Annotated in this window: 21 protein-coding genes and 1 pseudogene; 8 read left to right on the top strand and 14 right to left on the bottom strand. The window is 59.1% G+C overall.

Going from position 1 to position 24,872, the window contains the following annotated elements:
• Positions 1–13: 13 nt before the first annotated feature.
• A complete protein-coding gene (locus tag ACFVTJ_RS00275; RefSeq protein ID WP_386903618.1) occupies positions 14–880 on the top strand; it encodes a D-amino-acid transaminase in 867 nt (288 codons plus the stop codon).
• Positions 881–886: 6 nt separating this feature from the next.
• Here ACFVTJ_RS00275 and ACFVTJ_RS00270 read toward each other — a convergent pair whose 3' ends face one another.
• The 7 genes from ACFVTJ_RS00270 to ACFVTJ_RS00240 all read right to left on the bottom strand — a co-directional run bounded on the left by ACFVTJ_RS00270 (position 887) and on the right by ACFVTJ_RS00240 (position 8,730).
• Positions 887–1,783 carry a LysR substrate-binding domain-containing protein gene (locus tag ACFVTJ_RS00270; RefSeq protein WP_386903616.1) on the bottom strand — a complete coding sequence of 299 codons (897 nt, stop codon included), beginning with the start codon at positions 1,781–1,783 and terminating at the stop codon, positions 887–889.
• A gap of 126 nt (positions 1,784–1,909) precedes the next feature.
• Positions 1,910–3,421, bottom strand: coding sequence for a serine hydrolase domain-containing protein (locus tag ACFVTJ_RS00265; protein WP_386903615.1), 1,512 nt, complete (start codon positions 3,419–3,421; stop codon positions 1,910–1,912).
• A 227-nt stretch (positions 3,422–3,648) separates the two neighbouring features.
• Positions 3,649–4,389, bottom strand: coding sequence for an ABC transporter ATP-binding protein (locus ACFVTJ_RS00260; protein ID WP_386903613.1), 741 nt, complete (start codon positions 4,387–4,389; stop codon positions 3,649–3,651).
• Complete coding sequence (locus tag ACFVTJ_RS00255) at positions 4,386–5,216, bottom strand: ABC transporter ATP-binding protein (RefSeq protein WP_386903612.1); 831 nt, start codon at positions 5,214–5,216, stop codon at positions 4,386–4,388. Before ACFVTJ_RS00255 ends, ACFVTJ_RS00260 begins: the two co-directional genes overlap by 4 nt.
• 3 nt (positions 5,217–5,219) lie before the next feature.
• A complete protein-coding gene (nikC, locus tag ACFVTJ_RS00250) occupies positions 5,220–6,122 on the bottom strand; it encodes a nickel transporter permease (protein WP_004433196.1) in 903 nt (300 codons plus the stop codon).
• Positions 6,119–7,132, bottom strand: coding sequence for an ABC transporter permease (locus tag ACFVTJ_RS00245; RefSeq protein ID WP_386903609.1), 1,014 nt, complete (start codon positions 7,130–7,132; stop codon positions 6,119–6,121). Before ACFVTJ_RS00245 ends, nikC begins: the two co-directional genes overlap by 4 nt.
• A gap of 2 nt (positions 7,133–7,134) precedes the next feature.
• On the bottom strand, positions 7,135–8,730 hold the full coding sequence (locus ACFVTJ_RS00240) for an ABC transporter substrate-binding protein (RefSeq protein WP_386903607.1): 1,596 nt from the start codon (positions 8,728–8,730) through the stop codon (positions 7,135–7,137).
• Between the two features lie 232 nt (positions 8,731–8,962).
• Between ACFVTJ_RS00240 and ACFVTJ_RS00235 the strand changes: the two genes are divergently transcribed.
• On the top strand, positions 8,963–10,003 hold the full coding sequence (locus ACFVTJ_RS00235; protein ID WP_386903605.1) for a dipeptidase: 1,041 nt from the start codon (positions 8,963–8,965) through the stop codon (positions 10,001–10,003).
• A 59-nt stretch (positions 10,004–10,062) separates the two neighbouring features.
• Here ACFVTJ_RS00235 and ACFVTJ_RS00230 read toward each other — a convergent pair whose 3' ends face one another.
• Positions 10,063–10,356 (bottom strand): hypothetical protein, encoded by a 294-nt coding sequence (locus ACFVTJ_RS00230; RefSeq protein ID WP_386903603.1) that lies wholly within the window; start codon positions 10,354–10,356, stop codon positions 10,063–10,065.
• A gap of 277 nt (positions 10,357–10,633) precedes the next feature.
• Between ACFVTJ_RS00230 and mprF the strand changes: the two genes are divergently transcribed.
• From mprF to ACFVTJ_RS00210, 4 genes are all read left to right on the top strand, one after another.
• Positions 10,634–13,234: a bifunctional lysylphosphatidylglycerol flippase/synthetase MprF gene (gene mprF, locus ACFVTJ_RS00225; RefSeq protein WP_386903601.1), complete on the top strand. Its 2,601-nt coding sequence runs from the start codon at positions 10,634–10,636 to the stop codon at positions 13,232–13,234.
• Positions 13,231–14,601, top strand: a complete 1,371-nt coding sequence (gene acvB, locus ACFVTJ_RS00220) for a lysyl-phosphatidylglycerol hydrolase AcvB (RefSeq protein WP_386903599.1) — start codon at positions 13,231–13,233, stop codon at positions 14,599–14,601. Before mprF ends, acvB begins: the two co-directional genes overlap by 4 nt.
• Before the next feature lie 201 nt (positions 14,602–14,802).
• A complete protein-coding gene (locus ACFVTJ_RS00215) occupies positions 14,803–16,131 on the top strand; it encodes a telomere resolvase (protein ID WP_386903596.1) in 1,329 nt (442 codons plus the stop codon).
• Positions 16,132–16,261: 130 nt separating this feature from the next.
• Complete coding sequence (locus ACFVTJ_RS00210; RefSeq protein WP_386903594.1) at positions 16,262–16,651, top strand: hypothetical protein; 390 nt, start codon at positions 16,262–16,264, stop codon at positions 16,649–16,651.
• Between the two features lie 126 nt (positions 16,652–16,777).
• Here ACFVTJ_RS00210 and ACFVTJ_RS00205 read toward each other — a convergent pair whose 3' ends face one another.
• The 4 genes from ACFVTJ_RS00205 to ACFVTJ_RS00190 all read right to left on the bottom strand — a co-directional run bounded on the left by ACFVTJ_RS00205 (position 16,778) and on the right by ACFVTJ_RS00190 (position 20,527).
• On the bottom strand, positions 16,778–17,407 hold the full coding sequence (locus ACFVTJ_RS00205; RefSeq protein WP_386903592.1) for an outer membrane protein: 630 nt from the start codon (positions 17,405–17,407) through the stop codon (positions 16,778–16,780).
• Between the two features lie 239 nt (positions 17,408–17,646).
• Positions 17,647–19,044, bottom strand: coding sequence for an ATP-binding protein (locus tag ACFVTJ_RS00200; RefSeq protein ID WP_386903590.1), 1,398 nt, complete (start codon positions 19,042–19,044; stop codon positions 17,647–17,649).
• 35 nt (positions 19,045–19,079) lie between these two features.
• Positions 19,080–19,754, bottom strand: a complete 675-nt coding sequence (locus ACFVTJ_RS00195) for a response regulator transcription factor (protein WP_386903587.1) — start codon at positions 19,752–19,754, stop codon at positions 19,080–19,082.
• A gap of 140 nt (positions 19,755–19,894) precedes the next feature.
• Positions 19,895–20,527, bottom strand: coding sequence for a TetR/AcrR family transcriptional regulator (locus tag ACFVTJ_RS00190; RefSeq protein ID WP_386903585.1), 633 nt, complete (start codon positions 20,525–20,527; stop codon positions 19,895–19,897).
• Between the two features lie 144 nt (positions 20,528–20,671).
• Here ACFVTJ_RS00190 and ACFVTJ_RS00185 point away from each other — a divergent pair, with 144 nt between their 5' ends.
• Positions 20,672–22,708 (top strand): NAD(P)-binding protein, encoded by a 2,037-nt coding sequence (locus tag ACFVTJ_RS00185; protein ID WP_386903583.1) that lies wholly within the window; start codon positions 20,672–20,674, stop codon positions 22,706–22,708.
• 57 nt (positions 22,709–22,765) lie between these two features.
• Positions 22,766–22,882 (top strand): annotated as a pseudogene (locus tag ACFVTJ_RS00180) (IS5/IS1182 family transposase); the annotation flags it as partial.
• A gap of 38 nt (positions 22,883–22,920) precedes the next feature.
• Here the strand turns inward: ACFVTJ_RS00180 and ACFVTJ_RS00175 are convergent.
• Both ACFVTJ_RS00175 and ACFVTJ_RS00170 read right to left on the bottom strand, forming a co-directional pair.
• Entirely contained in the window at positions 22,921–23,946 is a 1,026-nt protein-coding gene (locus tag ACFVTJ_RS00175; RefSeq protein ID WP_386903581.1) for an SAM-dependent methyltransferase, read from the bottom strand.
• A complete protein-coding gene (locus ACFVTJ_RS00170) occupies positions 23,943–24,731 on the bottom strand; it encodes a DUF1295 domain-containing protein (RefSeq protein ID WP_386903579.1) in 789 nt (262 codons plus the stop codon). The genes ACFVTJ_RS00175 and ACFVTJ_RS00170 overlap by 4 nt, the downstream gene beginning before the upstream one ends.
• Between the last annotated feature and the right edge of the window lie 141 nt (positions 24,732–24,872).

The raw sequence follows: 24,872 nt of genomic DNA, 5'->3' as shown, positions 1-24,872 counted from the left end.
AGACGGAGTTTTCATGACCAGCCCATCCGGCCGCATCGTTTACGTCAACGGTGAATTTCTGCCCGAAGCGGACGCCCGCCTTTCCATTTTCGACCGAGGTTTCCTGTTCGGCGACGGTATTTACGAAGTTACCTCGGTTCTGGAAGGCAAGCTGATCGACAGCGACCTGCACATGGCCCGGCTGGAGCGCAGCGCCCGCGAAATCGACGTGGCCCTGCCGGTCACGACCAAGGAAATCGTCGAAGCGGAACGCCGCCTGATCGCCGACAACAACCTCGTTGAAGGCATGATCTATCTGCAGCTGACGCGTGGCGCCGAGGACCGCAACTTCCTGTTCTCCGCCGATCTGAAGCCGACACTCGTCATGTTCACCCAGGCAAAAAAGCTGCTGGGCACCCCGGTAGAGGAGGCCGGCGTCTCCGTGAAGTCGGTTCCCGACCAGCGCTGGGCGCGCCGCGATATCAAGAGCGTCTGCCTGCTGCCGCAAGTCATGGCAAAGCGTATCGCCAAGGCCGAAGGCTGTGACGAGGCGTGGATGATCGAGGACGGATTCGTAACCGAAGGCGCGTCCTCCACCGCTTACATCGTCACCGCAGATAAGAAGATCATCACCCGCGGCAACAGCAACAAGACCCTGCCCGGCTGCACGCGTCTGGCCGCGCTGCAACTGGCCAAGGAGGCCGGTTTCTCGCTGGAGGAACGGCCTTTTACGCTGGAAGAAGCCATGAACGCAGACGAGGCCTGCCTGACTAGCGCGTCCAACTTCGTGGTTTCTGTCACGAAGATCGACGGCAAGCCCGTAGGCGATGGCAGGCCCGGCCCGATGGTGAGCCGGCTGCGCGAGCTCTATCTTGAAAACGCCCGCCGCACGGCTATCTGATTTCGCTCACTCCGGGAGAACCGCCCAGATACGCTCGACAACGGGCCTGCGGTTCTCCTTGGAACGATAAAGCCTGATATCGACGGCTATGTCGAAACTTGGATCGGCGGCGCGCACCAGCGTACCATTATCCAGCTCCTGTCGCATCAGGCTTTCCGGCACCCAGGCCACACCCCAGCCAGCCATGGCCATGGCTTTCAGCCCCACCGACATGCTGCCCTCATGCACCCGCTCGAATTTGGGCAGCCGCGCGCTCAGGAGATCGCGCAACAACGGCCCAAAGAACGACGCTTTTTCATAATCCAGATAGGCAAAGGGTTTTTTCGCATCTTGCTGAAGCGCGTGCAGCGGCGAACCCTCTTTTGCGGGCGCTGAAACGGGAATGATCTTTTCCGCACCGAGCACGCGAAACTCGAAAAGCTGCGCATCGAGCAGCATCGGCACTTCGTGATGGGCGTAGGTCAGCAGGAAATCGCTCTGCCCGTCCACCAGCGAGTTGAGGTTTTCCTCCATGCTGCCGGAGTCGGGCCGCAGCACGGAAAACAGCGGCCCCGCCTTTTCGTTCACCCGTTTCAACCAGTCGGGAAAGAAAGTGAAGGACAATGTATGCAGCGCCGTCAACCGAACGGTTCTGGCATCGGCCCCTTCTTCCTGCAACAGGGTGCGCCGGGCATGGTAAAGCTGCTTCAGCGTCTCCTGCGCCACCGGCACGAACTTCACGCCCGCTTCGGTCAGCCGCGACGGATAAGAGGCACGGTCGACCAACGTCGCGCCCACCCAGGCCTCCAGCTGTTTGATACGCCTGCTGAAGGCGGATTGCGTCACATGCCGCTCATCCGCCGCCTTTGAGAAATTGAGCGTTCCGGCCAGCGCCAGGAAATCCTCGAGCCATTTGACTTCCACGGCTCATACTCCCAACAAATTATCTTCCGGTTGTTCAGAAGCGTCTTTAGTAGGTGCAATGAGGCGTGAATGAAACCCTCTTGTAAGGCGCAGACCTGCGGCCAAACCGCCGGATCGGCGGACGACCTAGCGGCTGCGAGAATACTCGATCATCCGCGCCCGGCTCGAGACAAGCTCGATGCGGTCGTTGCTGAGCCGGTTGAGGCAGACCCGCTTCGTCCAAGGCCCATCGGTGAGCGTAAAGAGAAAACGGCCATTGCCCAGCGCCTTGAGCGGCATGCTGCGGCGGGTCGGGCCGACGCCCATCGTCAGCGACGAACCGCCGATCGAAAATTCCGCTCCTTCATCCGAACGCCACGTTCCCGAAAGATCATTCGGCACCGTATGTTCTCCGACAGGCAGGAAACGACGGGCGGCGTGACCGGCCTCACCGACAATGGCATCGCCATCTAACCTGAGACGCATCGGAGAAGATGCGGAGCGGGAAGAAACCCAGCCTTCGACATCTTCATAAAGCGTGTCGTCGCCATCGATGAAGGTGGATGTGCTGCCTTTGATCTCCAGCCACCACGGACCGCTTTCGGTGACATAGAGGCCTTCCGGCAGGGTGGCTGCCGGCTTGGGCAAAGGCAGGCCGGTCAAAGCCGCCATGCTTTCCAGTGCGATCTTGAAACCGTTGGTATCCTCGCGATTGGACACCACGACGAAGCCTGTGCCGTTTTCGGGGTCGAGCAGAAAGTAAGTCTTGTAGCCGGGATGCGAACCGCCGTGACCGACAAACCGGCGGTCGTCCAAATGCGACCAGCGCAGACCGAGGCTATATTCGCTCATCCGCCCGTCGGCGAGCGGCCGCTCAGCCGAAAGCCTCTCGAGAACACCCGCAAAGCTGCCCTCGCCCCGCATCAGCCCCTGCAGCCAGCGAGCCAACGCGTCGGCACTGCCTGCAAGGCTGCCGGATGCGGAAATATGCAGGCCGGCGGCAGAAAGCTGCCAGTTCTCTTCAGACTTCCAGTAACCCGGGACAAGTCCGTTGACCGGATCGTTCCAGACGTCAGGCGCTTTCAGAAACACGTCGAACGGCGCAGCTATATGCTGCTGCACGAAATCATCGAAACGGAAACCCCGGCGCTCCAGCGCCGCTTCCACCAGACGATAACCGGTATTGGAATAGGACACCTCGCTGCCGGCATCGAAATTCAGCCGGGTCAACCGCGACAGGTATTCGAGAAGCGGTCTGGCCTTCGTCTCGGTATAGACGGAAAGGCCAAGCAGCGAGAGGCATTCCCGCGTATCCGGCAGCCCGCCACTCATATCCAGCGCCTGCCCCACCGTCACCTCACGGAGCGGCGATTGCAGCTCCGGCAGATGCTTGCCGAGTGTATCGTCAAGCCCGATCAGATCGGAATGGGTAAGCACCATGGCGCAGAAGGCATGTTTGGTGACGGAGGCATAACGCACCACGCTCTGCGGCGTGAAAGGTGCGAATGTCGAAAGGCTCTCGACACCGCCCGCATGGGCAAAGCGAATGCCATCGAGATCGAAACCGATGACCGCCCCACCCGGCTCGTTGCCCGCCCATTGCGAGACGAAGCTCTCTGAAAGGGTTGAAGCGGCGTTCCAGTCGAATTGCTGTGGCATGGTTCGGTCTCGTATCTTTGTGGTCTTGCAAAGAGCCTCGACATCGCGGCTCATTTCTTCTCCCCGCCGGGGAGAAGGTGGCCCGAAGGGTCGGATGAAGGGGCGACGTTACCGAATTTCGGAGAGCTTGCCCCCTCATCCCGCTGCCGCGACCTTCTCCCCCTCGGGGAGAAGGAGCGAGCGGCACCCGCTCGATCCATGTGTAACGTAGGCTAGGTGACCGGCCGTCAGGCCGGCTCTTCCAGCCGGATGCTCAGGCTGCGCAGCTCTTCCGTATGCGGATGTTTCGTCCGTCCCTCGCGCAGATCACCCGCGCTCAGCTGCTCCACCATCTCGCCATTCAGCATCACACCCACCTGCGGGCAAAGATGCGCAATGACAGCCAGATTGTGGCTGACGAGAATATAGGTAAGGTTGCGCGCTGCGCGCAGGTCCTGCAACAGGTTCAGGATTTCCGCCTGCACCGAGACATCCAGCGCCGACGTCGGCTCATCGAGCAGCAGCACCTGCGGATCGGCGATCAAGGCGCGGGCAATCGCCACGCGCTGGCGCTGGCCGCCGGAAAGCTGGTGCGGGAAACGGAAACGCACCGCCTGCGGCAGGGCCACATCGGACAAGGCCTGCTGGATGCGCTTTTCAATATTGTCCATGCCGTGCACCAGCGGCAATTCACTGAGAATACGGTCGATGGTCTGGCGTGGATGCAGCGACCCATAGGGGTCCTGAAACACCATCTGCACCTGCCGGAAGAATTCCGGCGTACGACGCAGGGGGGCATCCTTGCCGGCAAAGGCGATGCGCCCTTCCCAGCTTTCGTTGAGGCCGGCCATGGCGCGCAGGATGGTGGACTTGCCCGAGCCACTTTCACCGACGATGCCGAAGCTACCGCCCTTTTCAACCGAAAAGGAAACGCTCTTCACCACTTCGCGGTCGCCGAACTTGATACGGAGGTTTTCGACGTCGATCATTGGCTGGACCACGCTGCATCACGGTTGAGAACGGGAAGACGCTCGCGCGGATGCGTCAGCGAGGGAATGCAGTTCAGAAGGCCCTTTGTATAGGGATGTTCGGCTTTCAGAAGTTCGGAAGCCTTCAGTTCCTCCATCACCCGGCCGGAATACATCACGGCAACACGATCGCAGAAATGCGAAACGAGCGGCAGGTCGTGGCTGATGAGGATGAGGCCCATGCCGCGTTCCGACACCAGCTCCTCGATCAGCCGCAGGATTTCCGCCTGCACCGTGGCGTCGAGCGCGCTGGTCGGCTCGTCGGCAATCAGCAGTTCCGGATCGGGGGCGAGCATCATGGCGATCATCACGCGCTGGCCCATGCCGCCGGAAACCTCATGCGCATAGGATGAGGCGACCTGACGCGGATTGCGGATTTTCACCTGATCAAGCAGGCCGATTGCCGCTTCCATGGCCGCACGCTTGCTGCCACCCTTATGGGCGCGCCAAGCTTCCGCAATCTGCGCGCCCATCGTCTTCACCGGGTTCAGCGAATACTTCGGGTCCTGCAGAATGAAACCCGCCCGCTTGCCACGGATCTGGCGCATCTGCCTTTCGCTCGCGGAGATGATATCGATCCCGTCAAAGGCGAGCTTGTCGGCGCGGATATCTGCATTGGAAGGCAGAAGCTTCATCAGCGCCCGCGCCGTCAGGCTCTTGCCGGAACCGGATTCGCCGACGATGCCGAGCTTTTCGGTGCCGAGCTTCATGGAAACACCGCGCACCGCCTCGAAACGGCTGGTGCGGGTCTGGAACGCGATCTTCAGATTTTCGATTTCGACCAGCATGGCTCAATGTCCCTTCGGGTCGAGAACGTCGCGCAGGCCATCGCCTAGGAAGTTGAAGGCGAGCGAAACGAGGAAGATGGCGATGCCCGGAATGGTGGCGACCCACCATTGCTCAAAGATGAAGCGCTTGGCCGTTGCAATCATCGCGCCCCATTCCGGCGAAGGCGGCTGCGCGCCCATGCCGAGGAAGCCGAGGCTGGCGGCGGTGATGATGATCGAGCTCATGTCGAGCGTAATGCGCACGATGAGGCTCGGCACGCAGAGTGGCGCAATATGCCGGGCGATGATGCGCCAGGCGGAAGCACCGGTGAGCCGATAGGCGGCGACGAAGTCGCTGCCGCGCACCGTCATGGTCTCGGCGCGCGCCAGTCGCGCATAAGGCGGCCATGCAGTAAGCGCGATGGCCAGAATGGCGCTTTCGACGCCGGGCTTCAGCGCCGCAACGAAGGCCAGCGCCAGGATGAGGCGCGGAAAGGCCAGAAACACATCCGTCACCCGCATCAGCACCGTATCGACGATGCCGCCGAAATAACCGGCGATGCAGCCGATGGCGAGACCGATGGGCGCGACGAGAACGACGACGGCAATGACCATACCAAGCGTGACACGACCACCATAGAGAATACGCGATAGAATGTCGCGACCAAGCTCATCCGTGCCGAACCAGTGTTCGGCGCTCGGGAATGCCAGGCGGTTGCCCAGATTCTGCGTCGCCGGATCATATGGCGCGAGCAGGGGCGCCAGCAGCGACAGCGCGATGAAGAGAACGATGATCGTCAGACCGATCACCGCCAGCGGATTGGACTTGAGATTGAGCCAGATGCGATACCGGTTGCCCCAGGCAGCCTGTGTTCGCGAATGCGGCGTCTCATCCAGCGCCCAGTTTCTGAAATTAGCTAACATCATCGAACGCGAGGATCCATAACTCTGTAAAGCACGTCTGCGAGCAGGTTGAGGGCGACATAGATGAAGCCGATCAACAGGGTTGCGCCGACGACGGGGTTCATGTCCGCGTTCATGAGCGAGACGGTGAGGTATTGGCCAAGGCCAGGCCAGCTGAAGACGGTTTCCGTCACCACGGCACCTTCGAGAAGGCCGGCATAGGTGAGCGCGAGAACGGTGACGAGCTGCACGGCGACCGTCGGGAAGGCGTGGCCCCAGATCACCGTCATGGCGGAGAGGCCTTTGGCGCGGGCCGTGATGACATATTCACCCTTGAGCGCGTCGATCATGAAGGCGCGCGTCATGCGGGTGATATAGGCCATGCTGAAATAGGCGAGGATGCAGACGGGCTGCACCATGTGGGCGATGGCGTCGTAAAAGGCGTCCCAGTCGCCCGCAAGCAGCGTGTCGACCGTCATCAGCCCGGTGACCTGCGTGATCATGCCGTCATAGATAATGTCCTGCCGGCCCGGTCCCGGCGCGACGCCAAGCGTGGCGTAAAACACGAGCAGCGAAATCAGCGCCAGCATGAAAACAGGCACGGAGTGACCGGCAAGGCAGACGACGCGGATGACCTGATCGGTGATCTTGCCCTGCTTCACGGCAGCCCAGACACCGAGCGGAATGCCGATGAGAGCGGCGAGGATGAGGGCTGCGGTAGCAAGTTCGAAAGTGGCGGGGAAAACGCGCTTGATATCAATCCAGACCGGATTGCGGGTCAGGATCGAATTGCCGAAATCGCCATGCAGAACCTGCGAGACATAATGGAAGAACTGCACGACCAACGGCTGGTCGAGACCCATTTCGGCCCGCACCCGCACGATGACGTCTTCGGGCGCGTTATCGCCGACCGCCGCGATGACGGGATCGACGGGCATCACACGCCCAATCATGAAGGTGATGATCATCAAACCGAACAGCGTCAAAAGGACGCTGCTCAGTATCGACGATATGCTCTTAACGCGCTTGTTCAATGTCACGCTTTCTTCGCATCGTGGTAGGAATTGCCCTCGGAGAGAACACCGAGTTCGAAACCGGAAACGCCCTTGCGGAAGGCAGCGGTCTTCGTGGTCTGGAACATGAACACGAAGGGGCTGTTCTCCATGTGCTCGCGCTGCAGCGCTTCATAAAGCTCCACGCGCTTTGCCGGATCCTTCTCGTCACGCGCGGCTTCCGCCTTGGCGGCAAAGTCGTCGTTCTTGAAGCGCGAACGCCACAGGAAGGGCTTCGACTTGGCGTCGTCGCCATTGTCCTTGTTGATGTTGAAGACATCGGCGTTGGAATGCGGGTCGAAATAATCCGTGCCCCAGGCCGACAGCGCCATCTGATGCTCGCGGGCGCGCATCTTGGTCAGAACCTGGCGGTTTTCAGCCGATTGTAGACGCACCTTGATACCGATATCGGCAAGGTTAGCCTGGATCGCCTGCGCCAGATCCGGGTAAGGCTGGGCGGAATAATGATCCATGCTGATCTCGAAACCATCGGCAAGGCCGGCTTCCGCCATCAAAGCTTTGGCCTTTTCGACATCGCGCTGGAACGGGATGTCGTTGACGGCGCCGGGGAAGCCCTTCGGCTCGAAGCTCTGGTGGATTTCGTGCGTCAGCGGCACGATGTTTTCCTGCATGCCCTTGTAGTCCAGCGCCCACTTGATCGCCTGCCAGACCTGTGGCTTGGCAAGGTTCTCATTGCCCTGGTTGAGCGAGATCAGCACCAGCGAGGCGATGGACTTGCGCTGCAGCTCGATATTGGCATCGTCTTTGACGGTCCGCAGTTGTTCGGATGTCAGGTCGCGGGCAATGTCGATATCGCCCTTCTGCAGCATCAGAAGCTGAGAAGACGGATCGGTGACATGGCGCAGGATGACGCGCTTGATGTTGCCCTTATAGGGACCGTTGGGGTTGACTGTCAGCGCGACGCTTTCGCTGGGCTTCCAAGCTTGCAGCATGAAATCGCCGGAACCGGCGCTGTTCTTCTGCAGCCAGCCATTGCCAAGGTCTTCACCGGAAGCATTGGCGAGGACAGCCTTCTTTTCAACGATCGCGCCAATATTGGCCGAGAGGCAATAGAGCAGGAAGGAGATGGCGGTCGGCTTTGCCGTCGTCAGCTTTACCGTCTTGTCGTCAGCGGCAACAATGGTCGTTTCGGCGTTTTCAGGCGTAAAGCCGAACTGGCCGATGATGAAGGCCGGGCTCTTGTTCATCTTGATGGCGCGCTGAAGTGAGAACGCAACGTCTTCCGCCGTCACTTTCGCGCCGCTCGCGAAGGTCGCATCGTCGCCGATCACAAAGGTAAAGACCTTGCTGTCGGCATCGGCTTCCCAGGACTTGGCGATGACAGGATCGACCTTGGTGGAATCCTCGCGGTTGGCGCGGACCAGCTTCTGATACATGTTGGAGATGATTTCACCGCCGACAGCCTCGAAACCTTCATGCGGGTCAAGGCTCGTCATATTGTCCAGCTGCTGGGCAACGACCAGAATGTCCTTCGGTGTCGCGGCAAATGCCGGAATGCGCGCATAGGACAGGAACGGAACGGCAGCGCCGGCAATCAACAGGTTGCGTCTTGAAATCATCGAAAATCCCCTTTCGGACCTTATTTTTCGGAAAATGGTGGGTTTGCCCCAATCCAGTCGTTTTTTTTATGTTTCCCGCGATTACCATGAGCAAACGAGGCCCGACCAATTCCAAATTTGGCAGAGCCTATGCACGGATTGCATTTGCTCCGGCCTTGACCTTTCCTCTACCAATTCTGAAAACTCTCCCGCAGGCGCGTCCGCGCAACCCCGTTTCCGAAGGTGAATGACCATGACCGATCTAAAAACCGTACCCGTCTTCGACGGTCACAACGATGTGCTTCTGCGGTTATGGAAATCAGGCAACGCTTCCCCCGAAACGCTTCTGATCGAAGGCGACACCGTCGGCCATATCGATCTGCCTCGTGCAAAAAAAGGCGGCCTCGCCGGCGGCCTCTGCGCCATGTACGTGCCGTCGCCCAGCATGGAGAAGGACGCCAACGGTGATTTCCCGACACCGGCAGAAGCCGATGCGCTGAAAGCCACGCTTGCCATGGCGGCGCTGCTGTTCCGCGCCGAGAAACAATCCAATGGCGCGCTGAAAGTCTGCCGCACGGCCGCCGATATCCGCAGCGCCATGGCGAAGGGCGCCTTCGCCTCCGTCTTCCATATCGAGGGCGCGGAAGCCATCGGCGCCGATCTGGATGCGCTCTACGTTCTGCACGAGGCGGGCCTGCGCACGCTCGGACCGGTCTGGAGCCGCCCGAACATCTTCGCCTATGGCGTTCCCTTCCGTTTCCCCTCGACACCGGATATCGGCCCGGGCCTCACCGATGCAGGCAAGCGGCTGGTGAAGACCTGTAACGAGCTGAAGATCATGGTCGATCTGTCGCACATGAACGAGCAGGGCTTCTGGGATATCGCCAGAATATCAGACGCGCCGCTGGTGGCATCGCACTCCAACGCTTACGCAATCTGCAATCACAGCCGCAACCTGACGGATCGTCAGCTCGACGCCATCCGCGACACGGGTGGCCTCGCTGGCATCAACTTTGGTGTCCTGTTCCTGCGTCAGGACGGTGTGAAGAACCCGGATACCGATCTCAACGAACTCGTCCGCCATGTGGACTATATCGTCAACCGCATCGGGATAGACCACGTCGCGCTCGGTTCGGATTTTGATGGCACCACCATTCCCGCCGCCATGAAGGATGCGGGCGACCTGCAATTGCTGGTCGAAGCCCTGCGCAAGGGTGGTTATGACGACGAGGCGCTGGCCAAGATCTGCCACGGCAACTGGATCCGCGTGCTGGAAAAGACCTGGGGCGCTTAAGGGCACCTTCGGTTCTGCACTCCGGCGCCGAAGCGCCGGAGAGATAAAGCGGCGGGGCCTCAGGCCTTGACCGCTTTTTTCTTGCCCGTGGCGCGAAAAGCGAAAAGCCCGGCAACGAGACCGATCAGCGCCCATTTCATCGGCAAGACATCCGCCGTCTCGCTGCGGATCGGCCGCACCGTCACGGTGCCGGGACGGGATTCGTAACCCGTCTGACCTTTGGCCTGCGCCTCGGCGATCTGTTGCGGCGAAACCACCCACTCGGCTCCGCGCATCTTATCGAATGTCATGTAACCGCCTCCCGCAACGAGGGCGACGACGAGCGCAATCACTATTCTAGTCGGCATGTTCATCTGCATCTCCTTCCATCGAAAGGAGCGTGTAGTTGCATTAAACGCTGCCACCAAGCAACCACCGCGTTTAATTTATTCGTCTTTTTACCGATGACCGAGATCGCACATTTCCAAGTTGCATTCCGGCTGTTAAATTTGTCAAAATCTGGCGACGATCTACACAAACTTCACATCGACACGTCATGCAATTCTGCTAAGCAAATTTCCTCAACCGAAACGAATTAGCGACACAATCCTGTGGTTCGCCAACCAACGGGACTGGCGCTGGAAAAAGTAAATGGCAGACAAGAGCGAAGTTATAGAGACGGATATTACAGAATCCCCGGTTGAAAGCTTTTTCGCCAGAAACCGGCCCTATCTGACGGCCATTGCCATAACGCTCATCTTCGTGATGATGACGTTTGCGATTTACCGTCTCACATCGGAAGTACGATATGACGATGTCATCGCCGCTCTTCTTGGCACGTCGTTTTCCGCCGTCCTGCTGGCAATCGTCTTTACCGCACTAAGCTTCCTCGCACTGATCTTCTACGATGCGAATGCCATCGAATATGTCGGCAAGAAAGTCCGTTTTCCATCGATGGCGGTCACGGCCTTCGCGGCCTATGCCATCGGCAATACGGCCGGCTTCGGTCCGCTGAGCGGCGGCGCCATCCGCTTCCGCGCCTATTCCCGGCTCGGTCTTTCGCCGGGTGATATCGCCCGCGTTATCGCCTTCGTCACGCTTTCTTTCGGCCTCGGGCTTCTATCGGTAAGCGCGATCTCCACGTTCATCGTTGCGCCGCGCATCGCCTCGATTATCAACGTTGATCCCGCCGTTCTGCGTGGCGTTTCGCTCGCGATCATCGCGGTGCTCGTGACCACGGCCTATATCGGACGCAACGGCAAGGTCATCAAGCTCGGAAAGTGGCGGCTGCGCCTGCCTGACAGCCGCACCTCGTCGCAGCAGTTTCTGGTTTCCGCTTTTGACATCGCCGCGTCCGCGTCCGTGCTCTATGTGCTTTTGCCGGAAACCCATCTCGGCTGGCCGACCTTCTTCGCCATCTACGCCACGGCCGTCGGTCTCGGCGTTCTCAGCCATGTGCCCGCCGGCCTCGGTGTTTTCGAAACCGTCATGGTGGCGGGTCTTGGCAATGCCATCAGCGTCGATCAGCTGCTCGGAAGCCTCGTTCTTTACCGCGTCATCTACCATGTGCTGCCGCTGGTGGTCGCGATTCTTGTGATGATCGTGTCCGAAACGAAACAGTTCGCGGCCAAACCCGTTGTGTCGGATATCAGCCAGCTTGCCGTCAGGCTCGCTCCACCGCTGCTCTCCACCTTCGCGCTCATTCTCGGCACCATGCTGATCTTTTCGAGCGTGACGCCGACGCCGGACAGCAATCTTGATTTCCTCTCGAATTTCGTGCCGTTGCCCATCATCGAAGGCGCACACTTCCTGACGAGCATTCTCGGCCTCGGCCTCGTCGTCGCCTCCCGCGGCCTCGGGCAGAGACTGGACGGCGCGTGGTGGATCGCACTCGTTGCGGCTTCCCTGGCCCTCATCCTCTCCATCCTCAAGGCCATCGCAGTTTTCGAGGCGATCTTCCTCGGACTCTTCATCGTGGCGCTCGCCTTCAATATGCGCAGCTTCAACCGCCACGCCTCGCTGGTGAAACAGGCGCTCGGTCCAAGCTGGATCGCCGCGATGATGGTCATCATTGCCGGTGCGGCAACCATTCTGCTCTTCGTCTACCGCGACACGGATTATAGCCACACGCTGTGGTGGGAATTCGAGTTTTCGGAAGAAGCGCCGCGCGGCTTGCGCGCCCTTCTCGGCCTCGTCCTTGCCTCCTCGACCATCGCCATTTTCAGCCTCATGCGCCCGGTCCGGTTCCGCCCGGATACCATCGAGGCGGACGATATCACCAAGGCAACGGAAATCGTCATGACGCAGGACGCCGCGGACGCCAATCTGGTGCGCATGGGCGACAAGCATGTGATGTTTTCGGAAACAGGCAATGCCTTCATCATGTATGGCATTCAAGGCCGCTCCTGGATCGCCTTTGCCGATCCTGTCGGTGACGAGGAGGATTTCCCCGATCTCGTCTGGCAATTCGTGGAATCTGCCCGCTCCGCCGGTGCCCGTGCGGCCTTCTATCAAATATCGCCTTCGCTTCTGTCGCATTGTGCCGATGCGGGCCTGCGCGCCTTCAAGCTTGGGGAACTCGCCCTTGTCGATCTCACCACATTCGAGCTTAAGGGCGGCAAGCTCGCGACACTTCGCCAGTCTCTGAGCCGTGGCGCACGCGACGGGCTGAGCTTCGAATTGATCGAAAAGGCCGATGTTCCAGCCGTTCTCGATGATCTGAAACAGGTCTCGGACGGCTGGCTTGAGCATCACAATACCCGCGAAAAACGCTTCTCGCTCGGTGCTTTCGAGCCCGCCTACATTCTTTCGCAGCCGGTCGCGGTCTTGCGCAAGGACGGCAAGATCACCGCCTTCGCCAACCTCATGGTGACGGACACCAAAAAGGAAGCGACCATCGACCTCATGCGGTTTGCGCCCGACGCGCCTCGCGGCGCGATGGACTTCCTGTTCGTCAGCATCATGCAGCATCTCAAGGAAACGGGCTACCAGAGCTTCAACCTCGGCATGGCGCCGATGTCCGGCATGTCGAAGCGTGACGCCGCGCCCGTCTGGGACCGTATCGGCAGCACGTTGTTCGAACACGGAGAGCGTTTCTACAACTTCAAGGGACTTCGCGCCTTCAAGGCAAAGTTCCACCCGAAATGGGAACCGCGTTACCTTGCCGTGCAGAATGGCGCAGACGCCGCTCTGGCGCTGATGGATGCGACGGTCCTGATCAGCGGCGGTGTCAGAGGAGTGATCGGCAAATGATGAAACGCAACTTGATAGGGGCATTCGTTGCCGCTTCGACCCTACTCGCCTCGTCCGTCGCATTTTCCCAGGACAAGCCGTCTTACGATACGGGCATGATCCCGGCCGACCACATCATGGTGCCTGACGGAGATATTCAGGCCAGCATCTTCCTGATCTCCGACGCCAATGGCTGGACGGATGCCGATGAGACCCGCGCCAAGGCGTTGGTCGAAAAAGGCGCGGCCGTAGTCGGTATCGACTTCAAGGAATATCTGAAAGCGCTCGAGGCGGATGATGACGAGTGCATCTACATGATCTCGGACATCGAGTCGCTCTCGCAGCAGATCCAGCGCACCGCCGGCACCGGCAGCTACCGTCTGCCGATCGTGACCGGCATCGGCAAAGGCGGCACGCTTGCCCTGGCGATGATCGCCCAGAGCCCCGTTTCCACCGTGCGCGAAGCTGTCGCGGTCGATCCAAAGGCGGGCCTGCCGCTGCAGAAGATCCTCTGCACGCCGGCAACGAAGGATAAGGTGGATGGCGAAACCGTCTACGGCCTCACCGACGGCGCCCTGCCGGCACCGGTCAGCGTCATCTTCACACCCGAAGCGGACCAGAAGGGCCGTGATCACGTCAACGCCCTGGTAAAACTGCATTCCGACATCGACGTTACCGACGTAACCGACAAGGCCAACGATGTGCTCACCCAGACCCTTTCCGACAAGGTTGATGCGGCTGGAGACAGCGACAACCCGCTCGGCCTGCCGATCACGGTACTTGAAGCAAAACCTGTGATGGACACCATGGCGGTGATCTATTCCGGCGACGGCGGCTGGCGCGACCTGGACGAGGAAGTCGGCAGCGCCCTTCAGAAACAGGGCGTGCCGGTCATCGGCGTCGATGCTCTCAGGTATTTCTGGAAGGAGAAGGAGCCGAAGGACGTGGCGAGTGACCTCGCCCGCATCATCGACACCTATCGCAAGGAGTGGAAGGTCCGCAATGTGGTGCTGATCGGTTATTCCTTCGGTGCCGACATCATTCCCGCCACCTATAATCTCCTGCCCGACCGGGTGAAATCCTCCGTCGCGCAGCTTTCTTTGCTCGGCCTTTCCAACGAAGTGGATTTCGAAATCTCCGTTCAGGGATGGCTTGGTGTGGCCGGCGAAGGCAAGGGCGGCAAGACCGTCGACGATATCGCCAAGATCGATCCAAAGCTGGTGCAGTGCGTTTATGGCACCGAGGAAGAGGATGAAGACCCCTGCCCCGGCCTCAAGGCAAAGGGCGTCGAAACCATCGGCATCGAAGGCGGGCACCATTTCGACGAGGATTACGAGGCGCTTGCCAAACGCATCGTCAACTCGCTGAAAACCAGGCTGGCGAGATAACCAGCCACAACGGGCGCCGCAGGCAGCATATTACTGCCTGCACCTTTAGTTCCCGCTCGCGGCGAAGCTTGCGGAATCGATCAAACTATTATTCAAAAGAAACCGGCCTGCGGCGAATGTTCATCACGTTCCCGCAACCGTTCTGTTGTTGATCGCCAACCATGGATTTTATATTTCCGGACCGGTTCAGGGAGCCGCCGCATGCTCGCCGCAAAACGAAAAACAAAAACACCGGTCCTCGTGGAACGCATCGATCAATTCGTCAGCCAGGTCAAAGTGGCGATGAAAAGCGACGACGCTTCGCGAAACAGGAAAATCCGCGATCTCTGGGATGCCGAGGTCCGCTACCATTTCGATAATGGCCGCACGGAAAAGACACTCGAACTTTACATCATGAAATATCGCTATGCGCTGAAGGCCGAGTTCGGCGCAAAGAGCACCCCGCTTGCCATCTGCAACATGAAGAAGCTGCGCGAGCGGCTGAATACCTATATTGCCCGGGCCGATTATCCGAAAACCGGGGTGGCGACATCGATTGTCGAAAAAATCGAGCGGGCGGAATTCAATACCGCCGGCCGCAAACCAACGGTTCTCCTTCGCATCGCCGATTTCATCGCCGCGATGAACGGCATGGGCACGAAGCAGGAAATGCAGGCCTTGTGGGACGCCGAAATCGCCGTCATGAAGGGCCGCGCCCAGACGACGATCATTTCCTACATCACCAAGTATCGTAACGCCATCCGCGAGGCCTTCGGTGACGACCATCCGATGCTGAAGATCGCCACCGGCGATGCCGCAATGTATGACGAGGCACGCCGGGTGAAGATGGAGAAGATCGCCAACAAGCACGGCGCGCTCATCACATTCGAGAATTACCGGCAGGTGCTGAAGATCTGCGAGGATTGTCTCAAGTCCAGCGATCCCCTGATGATCGGCATCGGCCTCATCGGCATGACGGGACGCCGCCCCTATGAAGTCTTCACCCAGGCGGAGTTTTCACCTGCCCCCTATGGCAAGGGCATCTCCAAATGGAGCATCCTGTTCAACGGTCAGGCCAAGACGAAACAGGGCGAGGGCACGAAATTCGGAATTACCTATGAAATTCCGGTCCTGACGCGCTCCGAAACCGTGCTCGCTGCCTATAAGCGCCTGCGCGACAGTGGACAGGGGAAATTATGGCATGGCATGTCGATCGACGATTTTTCCTCGGAAACCCGTCTGCTGCTGCGCGACACGGTTTTTAACCTGTTCGAGGATTTCTGGCCGAAGGAAGAGCTTCCCAAACCCTATGGCCTGAGACACCTCTATGCGGAAGTGGCCTATCACAATTTCGCGCCGCCCCATGTGACCAAGAACAGCTATTTCGCCGCCATTCTCGGCCACAACAATAACGACCTCGAAACGTCGCTATCCTACATGACCTACACGCTCCCGGAAGATCGCGACAATGCACTGGCGCGCTTGAAGCGGACCAATGAGCGGACATTGCAGCAAATGGCCACGATCGCGCCAGTGTCCCGCAAGGGGTGATGCGTCAGCTGCGGGTTTTCGGCTCGCAGCAGCCGACAGGCGCGCACCAGCGTCTGCGCAGATGCCGTGCAATGTACTTGCAACAACCGGTTCCTATGCCTGCGAAACGTTACCGCAGAAAGGAACCTCCATGTCCAACAGAGCCTCGCTTGCAGTCCCGGCAGCAATCTTTCTCATTGCCGGCTCGTCGATACTGCTCACAGCCTGCGCATCAACCGTCATGAAAAGCTATATCGGTGCACCCATTACCAGCGTGATGCTGGATTATGGGCCGCCGGACAATATTTACAGCCTCGGACCCGGCCAGCAAGCCTATCAGTGGCGCAAGAACAAGACACAGGCCGTCGCCGGTTCATCTAGCGGCGAAGTGCGCACAACACGGCGTGGAGAGCGTTACGAAGTGTCCGAAACACCTGGCTATATCGAGCGCATCGATTGTTATTATACGTTCTACACCCGCAATTCCGGCAACGAATGGTACGTGACGAGCTTCCGGCAGCCTTCGCTCGAATGCGAGTGACCCTGTCCGGATTTCGGGCCCGCCCTCGCCACCTGTTTTGCGCTCCGCGCCGTTCTACCGCCGCTTCCACGCTGAAAGCGGCGGTTTTTTTGAGTTCTCCCTGGAAGCCTTCATGGAGCCGGCCGATCAGAAGCGATAGTTCAGGCCGGCCTTGATGACGTGATCGCTGACATCGGTCTTCGATTTGCCACTTGACGTCGTCGTGGCCACATTTCCCGTGTTCACATAGTTATATTCAAACTTTGCCGACAGGCCGCCACCGAAGCTCTGTTCGACGCCGGCGCCGACCAGATAACCCTGTTTCCAGCCATCGGGACCCGTCACGCCATTGCCATCCTTAAACTTCGTCGTGGTCAGGCCGGCAGTGCCGTAAAGAAGTGTTTGGTCGAGCGCCACACCGGCTTTCAGCTTGGCTGCACCACGGAAGCGCTCACGCAACCGGCCATTCGGCACACGCGCATCGTTTCCAAGATAGGAGCCTTCCACTTCCGCACCGACGACGCCGGAGCCGAACTGGAAGTTATACCCTGCCTGAACGCCACCCGTCAGGCCGCGGCCGCTGGCCAGTGGGCTGAATTTCGGAGAGGCGACGCCACCATGGGCACCAACATAGGCTCCGCTCCACGAGAAGGCAGGCTGGCTGCCATAATCGAAGGATTGCTGCGTATTGTAGTTGGTAAGATCGGCTGAGTGAGCATTGCCCGCAACCGCAACGGCGATAGTCACGACAGCAAGTGATTTCTTGATGATCGACATGAATGACTCCAGACGAAACCGCAGCGCCACGGTTTGGCGCCCGCAAGGTTTCAGTTCGCGTTGAAGAACCGGAAACCGGTTCCCGTTCGTCTCCTGCGCCCGATCGGCATGACATCCGGATGAGCTCAGCAGATACGGGCATTCTCCCCGCGAGAATTACGCCTGCATTGCACGCGACTAGTTTTATTAAAAATAATTGATTTATTTAATATAGTTAGACCAATTTCTTTAACTGAATTTTAAGGATTTCCAGCAGCCACGCCTTTCGAGACGACGGAACGGATTTCCAGCCGCACGCAGAAGCCGGGATTGAGATCAACGAACAGAACGCGGCCATGATGAAGCTCGGCGGCCTTCTGGGCCAGATTTAACCCAAGGCCTGCTCCCGGCGAATTCGTATTGATGCGATGAAACGGCTCAAATACCTGCGCGCGCTCCGCAACGGGTATGCCCGGCCCTTCATCACAGACCTCGATGGCGCCCATCGCGTCGATCCGGATCGTGATTGCACCCCTGCCGCCGGCATGATCGATCGCATTACGAACGAGGTTGACGACCGCCATCTCGATGATCGACGCCTGCACGGTAAAGATGGCGGCACTTGCACTTGGCTCAAAATCGAATTCGTAACCGGCATCCATCGCAATCGGTGCAAGGTCGGTCGCTATACGCTCGACAAGTTGATTGAGATCGCGCGGCTCCGCCGGCAGTTCCAGCGCACCCACCGCCTGCATTTCCAGCAGCTGATGCGCAACGCGGGTGAGACGATCGATATCCGCCCGTATCTGCCGGCTCAGCGCATCATCGGGCAGAAGATCGGCTCTGGTCCGCACGATTGCAATCGGCGTCCTCAACTCATGCGCGGCGTCGGCAAGAAAGCGGTTTCGGCGATTATACCCGTCATCGAGTCTCGAAAGCGCCACGTTGAAGGCATCCACCAGCGGGATGATTTCAACGGGTACTTTCGAACGGTCGATACGCTCGGAACGGTTTTCGAAATCGATGGACTGCGCCTGCTTCACGGTTTCCATCAGCCCGCTTAAAGACCGCCCGACCGCCCGTGGGGTCACAAGCAGTGTCGCAATGCCAGTCAGGATCAGCATCGGCACCACGGCGATCAGGATGATGAAGCCCAGGGCCGGCAGAACGGTCAGCCAGCGAATGGCGCCCTCGGCATTTTTTTCCAGATCAAGTTGGACATTGATCCAGATACTCAGGCCGTCACTGGGGATTCCTTCCTCCGTGCCGGCTATGACCTGAAGCCGCCCCGCGGGTGTATCGTGGTTTTCCACGGTGGCGCGCACTGTTCCGGCCGCCTCCAGACGCGCGCGGTCGAAACCCCAGGGAAACGCTGCTGACAGCAGAGGCGCCGGGACAACGCCATATTGCAACACGATGTCATTGACGTCCCGCACCACAAACCACAGATTCGGATAACGCCGTTTCAGCTCCGCCAGTTCCGGCGTCGCCGATAGTTGCGGCCTGCCTTGTCCTTCCTTTGTCACGCTTTCCGCAACAATGCGGGCTGCCTCTTCATTGGCGCCTTCGAGCCGCGGATCGATGATCCATATCCAGCCGATGAGAAAGATGACGAACAGGACAAGCAGGAAGGCCTGCAACGCGAAAAGACGCTTCATCAGCCCCCATCGCAGGGATCGACCGTGTGGCTTCTTCATGTCTTCAACCGGACGAGGTAACCGATATTGCGCACGGCTCTTATCTCCACCGTCGCTTCCGCCTGCGCCAGCTTCTTGCGGATGCGGGAAATATGCGCATCGAGAGCATTGGACTCGATCTCGTCATCAAGCGTATAAACGGCCTCAATCAGGTTCGACCGCGTCACGATGCGGTTCGGACGCCGCATCAGCGCTTCGAGAACAAGATATTCCCGACGCCGCAACTCGATGATGGCACCGGCAACGCTGACTTCATTGCTGCGCGGATCAATGCGCAAATTTCCGAAATGCGCATATTTGTCCGAAAGAGAAGGACCACGTCTGTGAAGAGCCCTGAGGCGGGCGAGCAGTTCCTCGATCGCAAAAGGCTTGGCAAGATAGTCATCCGCCCCCGCATCCAGCCCATCAACACGGTGATCGACACTTCCGAGCGCCGTCAGAACAAGGATCGGGACGGAGTGTTTGCTGCGACGAAGCGAAGCCACCAAGTTCAACCCTTCGCCATCGGGAAGACGGCGATCCAGAACCAGAACATCGTAAGAGCCGTCACGCGCGAGAGCATCGGCATCGCTGATGGTGCTCACGTGATCGGCAAGCACATCGCGCCGGCGCAACGCCTCAAGAAGCGCGCGTGCCATTTCGGGTTCATCCTCAAGAAGCAAGATTCGCAATGACGTTCCCCAAGATGAATCCTTGCCGTCCACACCACTGGTGGGTGAATGTTGCAGCAACATTGCAGGAAGCCAGCCGGCCGGCGAGTCATTCTGCACATGCCACCGCAACAGACGCGTCAGGCAACCAGACCCTGGGCCTACGAACCCGGCCTATACCCATGTCTCGCATAAAACCGGTCGAGTTCGCGCTGCTGCGCCACTTCGCCGGTATAGATGGCGATATAGTCGGGAATCCTCTGCATCCGCACCGCCACATCTTCCGCGGATTGCATGGAAATATAGCCGATCTGCACGAGATAGGTGGTGCGGGCACGCACATCCGCCATGGTTTCACCATGGCCGAAACGCCTGAACATGCGTGAAAGTGCGGCCATCCTCATCTCGTCGGCCTTGCCAACCTCCGCAAGAATCTCGCTCGACTGCAGAGCCCAGCTTCGAACCGCAAATTCGAACCGGCTGTCGAAAAGCGAGGAATCCAGCCAGCAATCGAAAATATTCAGCATGGCTTCGGCAAGAGTTTCGGCATAGGCCTCTGATTGCCGGACGATGCTGCCCGTATTCTTTTCACGCCAGCGAGAGACGAGCGCAGCCAGCAGCTCCTCCCTGTCCTTGAAGAACCAGTAAAAGCTGGTGCGCGACAGGTTGAGCTTTTTTGCCAGAGGCAGGATCTTGACGGAATCCACACCCGATTCCAGCAGGGCCTGATAGGCGGCCTCGAGCCACCCCTCATACGAACCGCGCCAGCCTGTCTCGTTTAATGTCGCTTCCATGATGATTTCCTATCAAATCGGCCTATGCGCGACAACACGAATGTTCATCTATGTCGAAGTAACAAACACCTATGTTTTCTTAATTGACACATATGTACATTCCCGCTTAGCCTCCTGTCACGAAACATCTCCGGAGCATGGCGCATGTCGAATGATCCTCTTCTTCAGCCCTACCAGCTGAAACACCTCACTTTAAGAAATCGCATCATCGTCACCTCGCATGAGCCAGCCTATCCGGAAGATGGCATGCCGAAGGGGCGCTACCGTGCCTACACGGTGGAGCGAGCAAAAGGCGGCGTCGCCCTGACGATGACGGCGGGCTCCGCCGCCGTTTCCAAAGACAGCCCGCCGGTCTTCAACAATCTCCTTGCCTACAAGGATGAAATCGTTCCGTGGATCAGGGAAATGACTGATGCCGTGCATGAGCAGGGTGCGGCGATCATGATCCAGCTGACCCATCTCGGCCGTCGCACCCGCTGGGACAAGGGCGATTGGCTGCCAGTGCTCGCCCCCTCCCATCAGCGGGAAGCGGCGCACCGAGCCTTTCCGAAGAAGATAGAGGACTGGGATATTGAGCGCGTCATCAAAGACTTCGCCGATGCCGCCGAACGCATGAAGGCCGGTGGCATGGATGGCGTTGAGCTTGAAGCCTACGGCCACCTCATCGACCAGTTCATATCCCCGCTGACCAACGAGCTTGATGGACCTTATGGCGGCTCGCTGGATAACCGCATGCGCTTCTGTCTCGATGTCTTTAAGGCGATGCGAAAACGCGTGGGTGACGATTTCATTCTCGGGGTCCGTTATACCGCCGACGAATGTCTCGAGGGTGGCACCGGCAAGGCAGAGGGCCTCGAAATCTCCAGACGGCTGAAGGATAGCGGGCTGATCGACTATCTCAATGTCATCAGGGGTCATATCGACACCGATCCCGGCCTGACCGACGTCATTCCCATTCAGGGCATGGCCAATGCGCCGCATCTGGATTTCGCCGGTGAAATCCGTTCAGCGACCTGCTTCCCCACCTTCCATGCCGCCAAGATACAGGACGTCGCGACCGCCCGCCATGCGATCGCCTCCGGCAAGGTCGACATGGTCGGCATGACGCGCGCGCACATGACGGATCCGCATATTGTGCGCAAGATCATGGAGAAACGCGAGGACGATATTCGCCCCTGTGTCGGCGCCAATTATTGTCTCGACCGTATCTATCAGGGCGGTCTCGCCTTCTGCATCCACAATGCGGCAACCGGCCGTGAAGAAACCATGCCGCATGAGATCACCAGAGCGGCGCAGCGCCGGAAGGTGGTCATCGTCGGCGCCGGTCCGGCCGGGCTTGAGGCGGCGCGTGTGTGCGCCGAACGCGGCCACGACGTTGTCGTCTTCGAGGCCGCGAACGATGCCGGCGGCCAGATACGCCTGACAGCGCAAAGCGAGCGCCGCCGCGAAATGATCAGCATCATCGACTGGCGCGTGAGCCAGTGCGAAAGGCTCGGCGTCACCTTCCATTTCAACAGCTGGGCGGAAGCCGACACGGTCCTTTCCGAAAACCCCGACGTGGTCATCATCGCCACCGGCGGACTACCGCATACCGACGTGCTTGCAAAGGGCAACGACCTCGTCGTTTCTGCCTGGGATATCATCTCCGGTGACGTCAAACCGGGCACGAACGTGCTGGTCTTCGACGATGCCGGCGATCATGCCGGCCTACAGGCCGCCGAATGTCTGGCAAAGGCGGGCGCGAAGGTCGAGATCATGACGCCGGACCGCGCTTTTGCGCCAGAGGTCATGGCCATGAACCTCGTCCCTTACATGCGTGCGCTGCAGAAACTCGATGTCACCTTCACCGTCACCTACCGGCTGGAAGCGGCGGAAAGAAACGGCAACCAGCTCATTGCCCATGTCGGCAGCGATTATGGCGGCGTTGCTAAATCGAGGACCGTGGATCAGATCGTCGTCAATCACGGCACGGTGCCACTGGACGAGCTCTATTTCGAGCTCAAACCCGGTTCGAAAAACCTCGGCGAAACCTCCTATGATGCCCTGCTGGCAGGTACGACCCAGACAGTGGAGCGCAATGCGGCCGGTACATACAGGCTCTTCCGCATTGGCGACGCCGTCGCCGCACGCAACACCCATGCCGCGATCTACGATGCGCTGCGTCTGGCAAAGGACATCTAAGACGGAAGTCGTCATCGTCGTGAATCGCAACGGCCTCAGGTGGTGCGATGCGCCGAAGCTGACCGTGGTTATGATGCCGACTGGTTTCGTAACACTTTACAGGCGAAGAGGATCTCTCCCTGCGTTCCGGGTCGGGACTCCAGAAACGAGGACGCCAAATACGACAAGAGCCGCGACCGGCATCTGCCGGCTGTAATCGGTGAGTCCTGAGCCTAAACCCTCTTTAAAATATAGTGCCCTACACCCCACACATCACCGCCCTCATGCCCGAAAAGCCCCGCGGTTGCCAGGAAGAACAATCGCCATCGCCTTTCCCACAGCCGAGCATCGGCGCCATAGGTTTGCTGCAGAATGGGTCGGATGCGGTCAATTTTTTTGTCGAAATTTTCGAGCCAGTCGAGCGCTGTTCGACGATAGTGCGAGCCTGACCAGCGCCACTCCTGCTCGACGGTGAAAAACTCATTGAAGCGATGCGGAAGGTCGAAGGCCGGCATGATGCCGCCGGTGAAGAAGTGCCGGGCGATCCAGTCGGCAGGATTGTTGTGGTCGAAACGATAGGATCGGTCGCGGTGGTTGAACACATGCAGGAAAAACCTGCCGTCCGGCTTCAGCCAGGAGTGAACACGCTCGAACAACGCGCGCCAATTCGACATATGTTCGAACATTTCCACCGATACGACACGGTCGAACCGATCTTCCGTCGTGAAATCATTCATATCGGCCGTCACGACGGAAAGGTTTGAAAGCCCCCGTTCTCGGGCACGACCGATTATATATTCGCGCTGCGACGCGGAGTTCGAGACTGATGTGATGCGGGCATTCGGGAAGCGGTCGGCCATATAGAGGGATAACGAACCCCATCCGCAGCCGAGTTCCAGGATATCCATGCCGTCTTCAAGGCCGGCATGGTTGGAGGTCTCGGCCAAAGCAACATTTTCAGCCTCATCCAGCGTCGTCGTGGCATCGTCATAATAGCAGCAGGAATATTTGCGCTGCTCTCCCAGAACGAGCGCGAAAAATGCGGCTGGCACTTCGTAATGCTGCTTGTTCGCATCGTCGGTATGGCTGGCGACGGGAAAATTCACCATATCCGCCGCGAAAGCCTCTTCCGCATCCGCTGGCGTAACGGCAAGCCGCCGTTTCGTCCGTGCGCAGAGCATATCTATTCCGGCGAGCGTCACGCTGTCGCTGAGCGGCGCGCGCTCGGCGGCATTGATGGCGAATGCAAGCATGTTCATGGCCTGTCCTCGTTCTTGCGCGGCCCCGGAAAAAAGGCGTTGACGCGTTGTTGAAGGGCGCGGAATTTTTCCCCGCGCGATTGCAGCATATGGTCTTCAAGCGGCGGAATCCCGGAGACGTGGACAAGCAGCCAGTACATCATCGCCGGCGCGGCGAGCGATACCCATGACAAGGCCGGCCCCTGAATGGCCAACAGCGGAAAACTGCACCAGAAAAGCCATTCGAAAAAATAGTTGGGGTGACGGGAATAACGCCACAGGCCGGTTTCGCAGACACTGTTTTTTGCCGCTGCGGTCTTTCTGAATTTCGAGAGCTGGGCGTCGGAGAGCGCTTCGCCTGCAAGCGCGCCAAGGCCAACCACCATGGCGAAAAGGTCAACCATACGCGGAAACACATGCGTATTGCTTGCCGCAAGATAAACCGCAAGAACGAGCACGAACGCGGCGATTGCCTGTATCTGCAGGAAGATGAATAGCCGCAGGGCGGCAGCGCTACCCCATTGCTCCATAAGCTTTGCATAGCGGGGATCCTCCCCGCCTCCTCGCGTGCGCATACCGATATGGCAGGCAAGCCGCAGGGACCAGACAACGACCAGGAAAAGTGTAGCACCGCGCCGCCAGCCATCTCCACCGGCGAAAACAACAGCGAAAATTCCGCCAAGCCCGACAGTCGCCGCCCAGACCGTGTCGATCCAGCCGCTTGAACCGGTTGCTCTCTGCAACGCCCAAGCGCCCGCCATCAGAAGCGAGATGAGAATGGCAAGCGCCAGGACTACAGAAAACATCACCACTTCGCTCGCCATTTTGAACAGTTTGAGGTCGGGTCTCGTGATGGCGAATACGAGCGGACCGGCAAAAGAGTTTCATGCGCCGGACAAAATTTCAAAAAATCGATGCGCCGGTGAAACTGATCGGGCTGCCTCCTC

This window comes from Agrobacterium sp. NPDC058088 (genome assembly GCF_042885035.1).
Lineage (GTDB): Bacteria > Pseudomonadota > Alphaproteobacteria > Rhizobiales > Rhizobiaceae > Agrobacterium.
The sequence above is the reverse complement of the archived record's forward strand: the minus strand, read 5'-3'. Positions and strand labels throughout refer to the sequence as shown.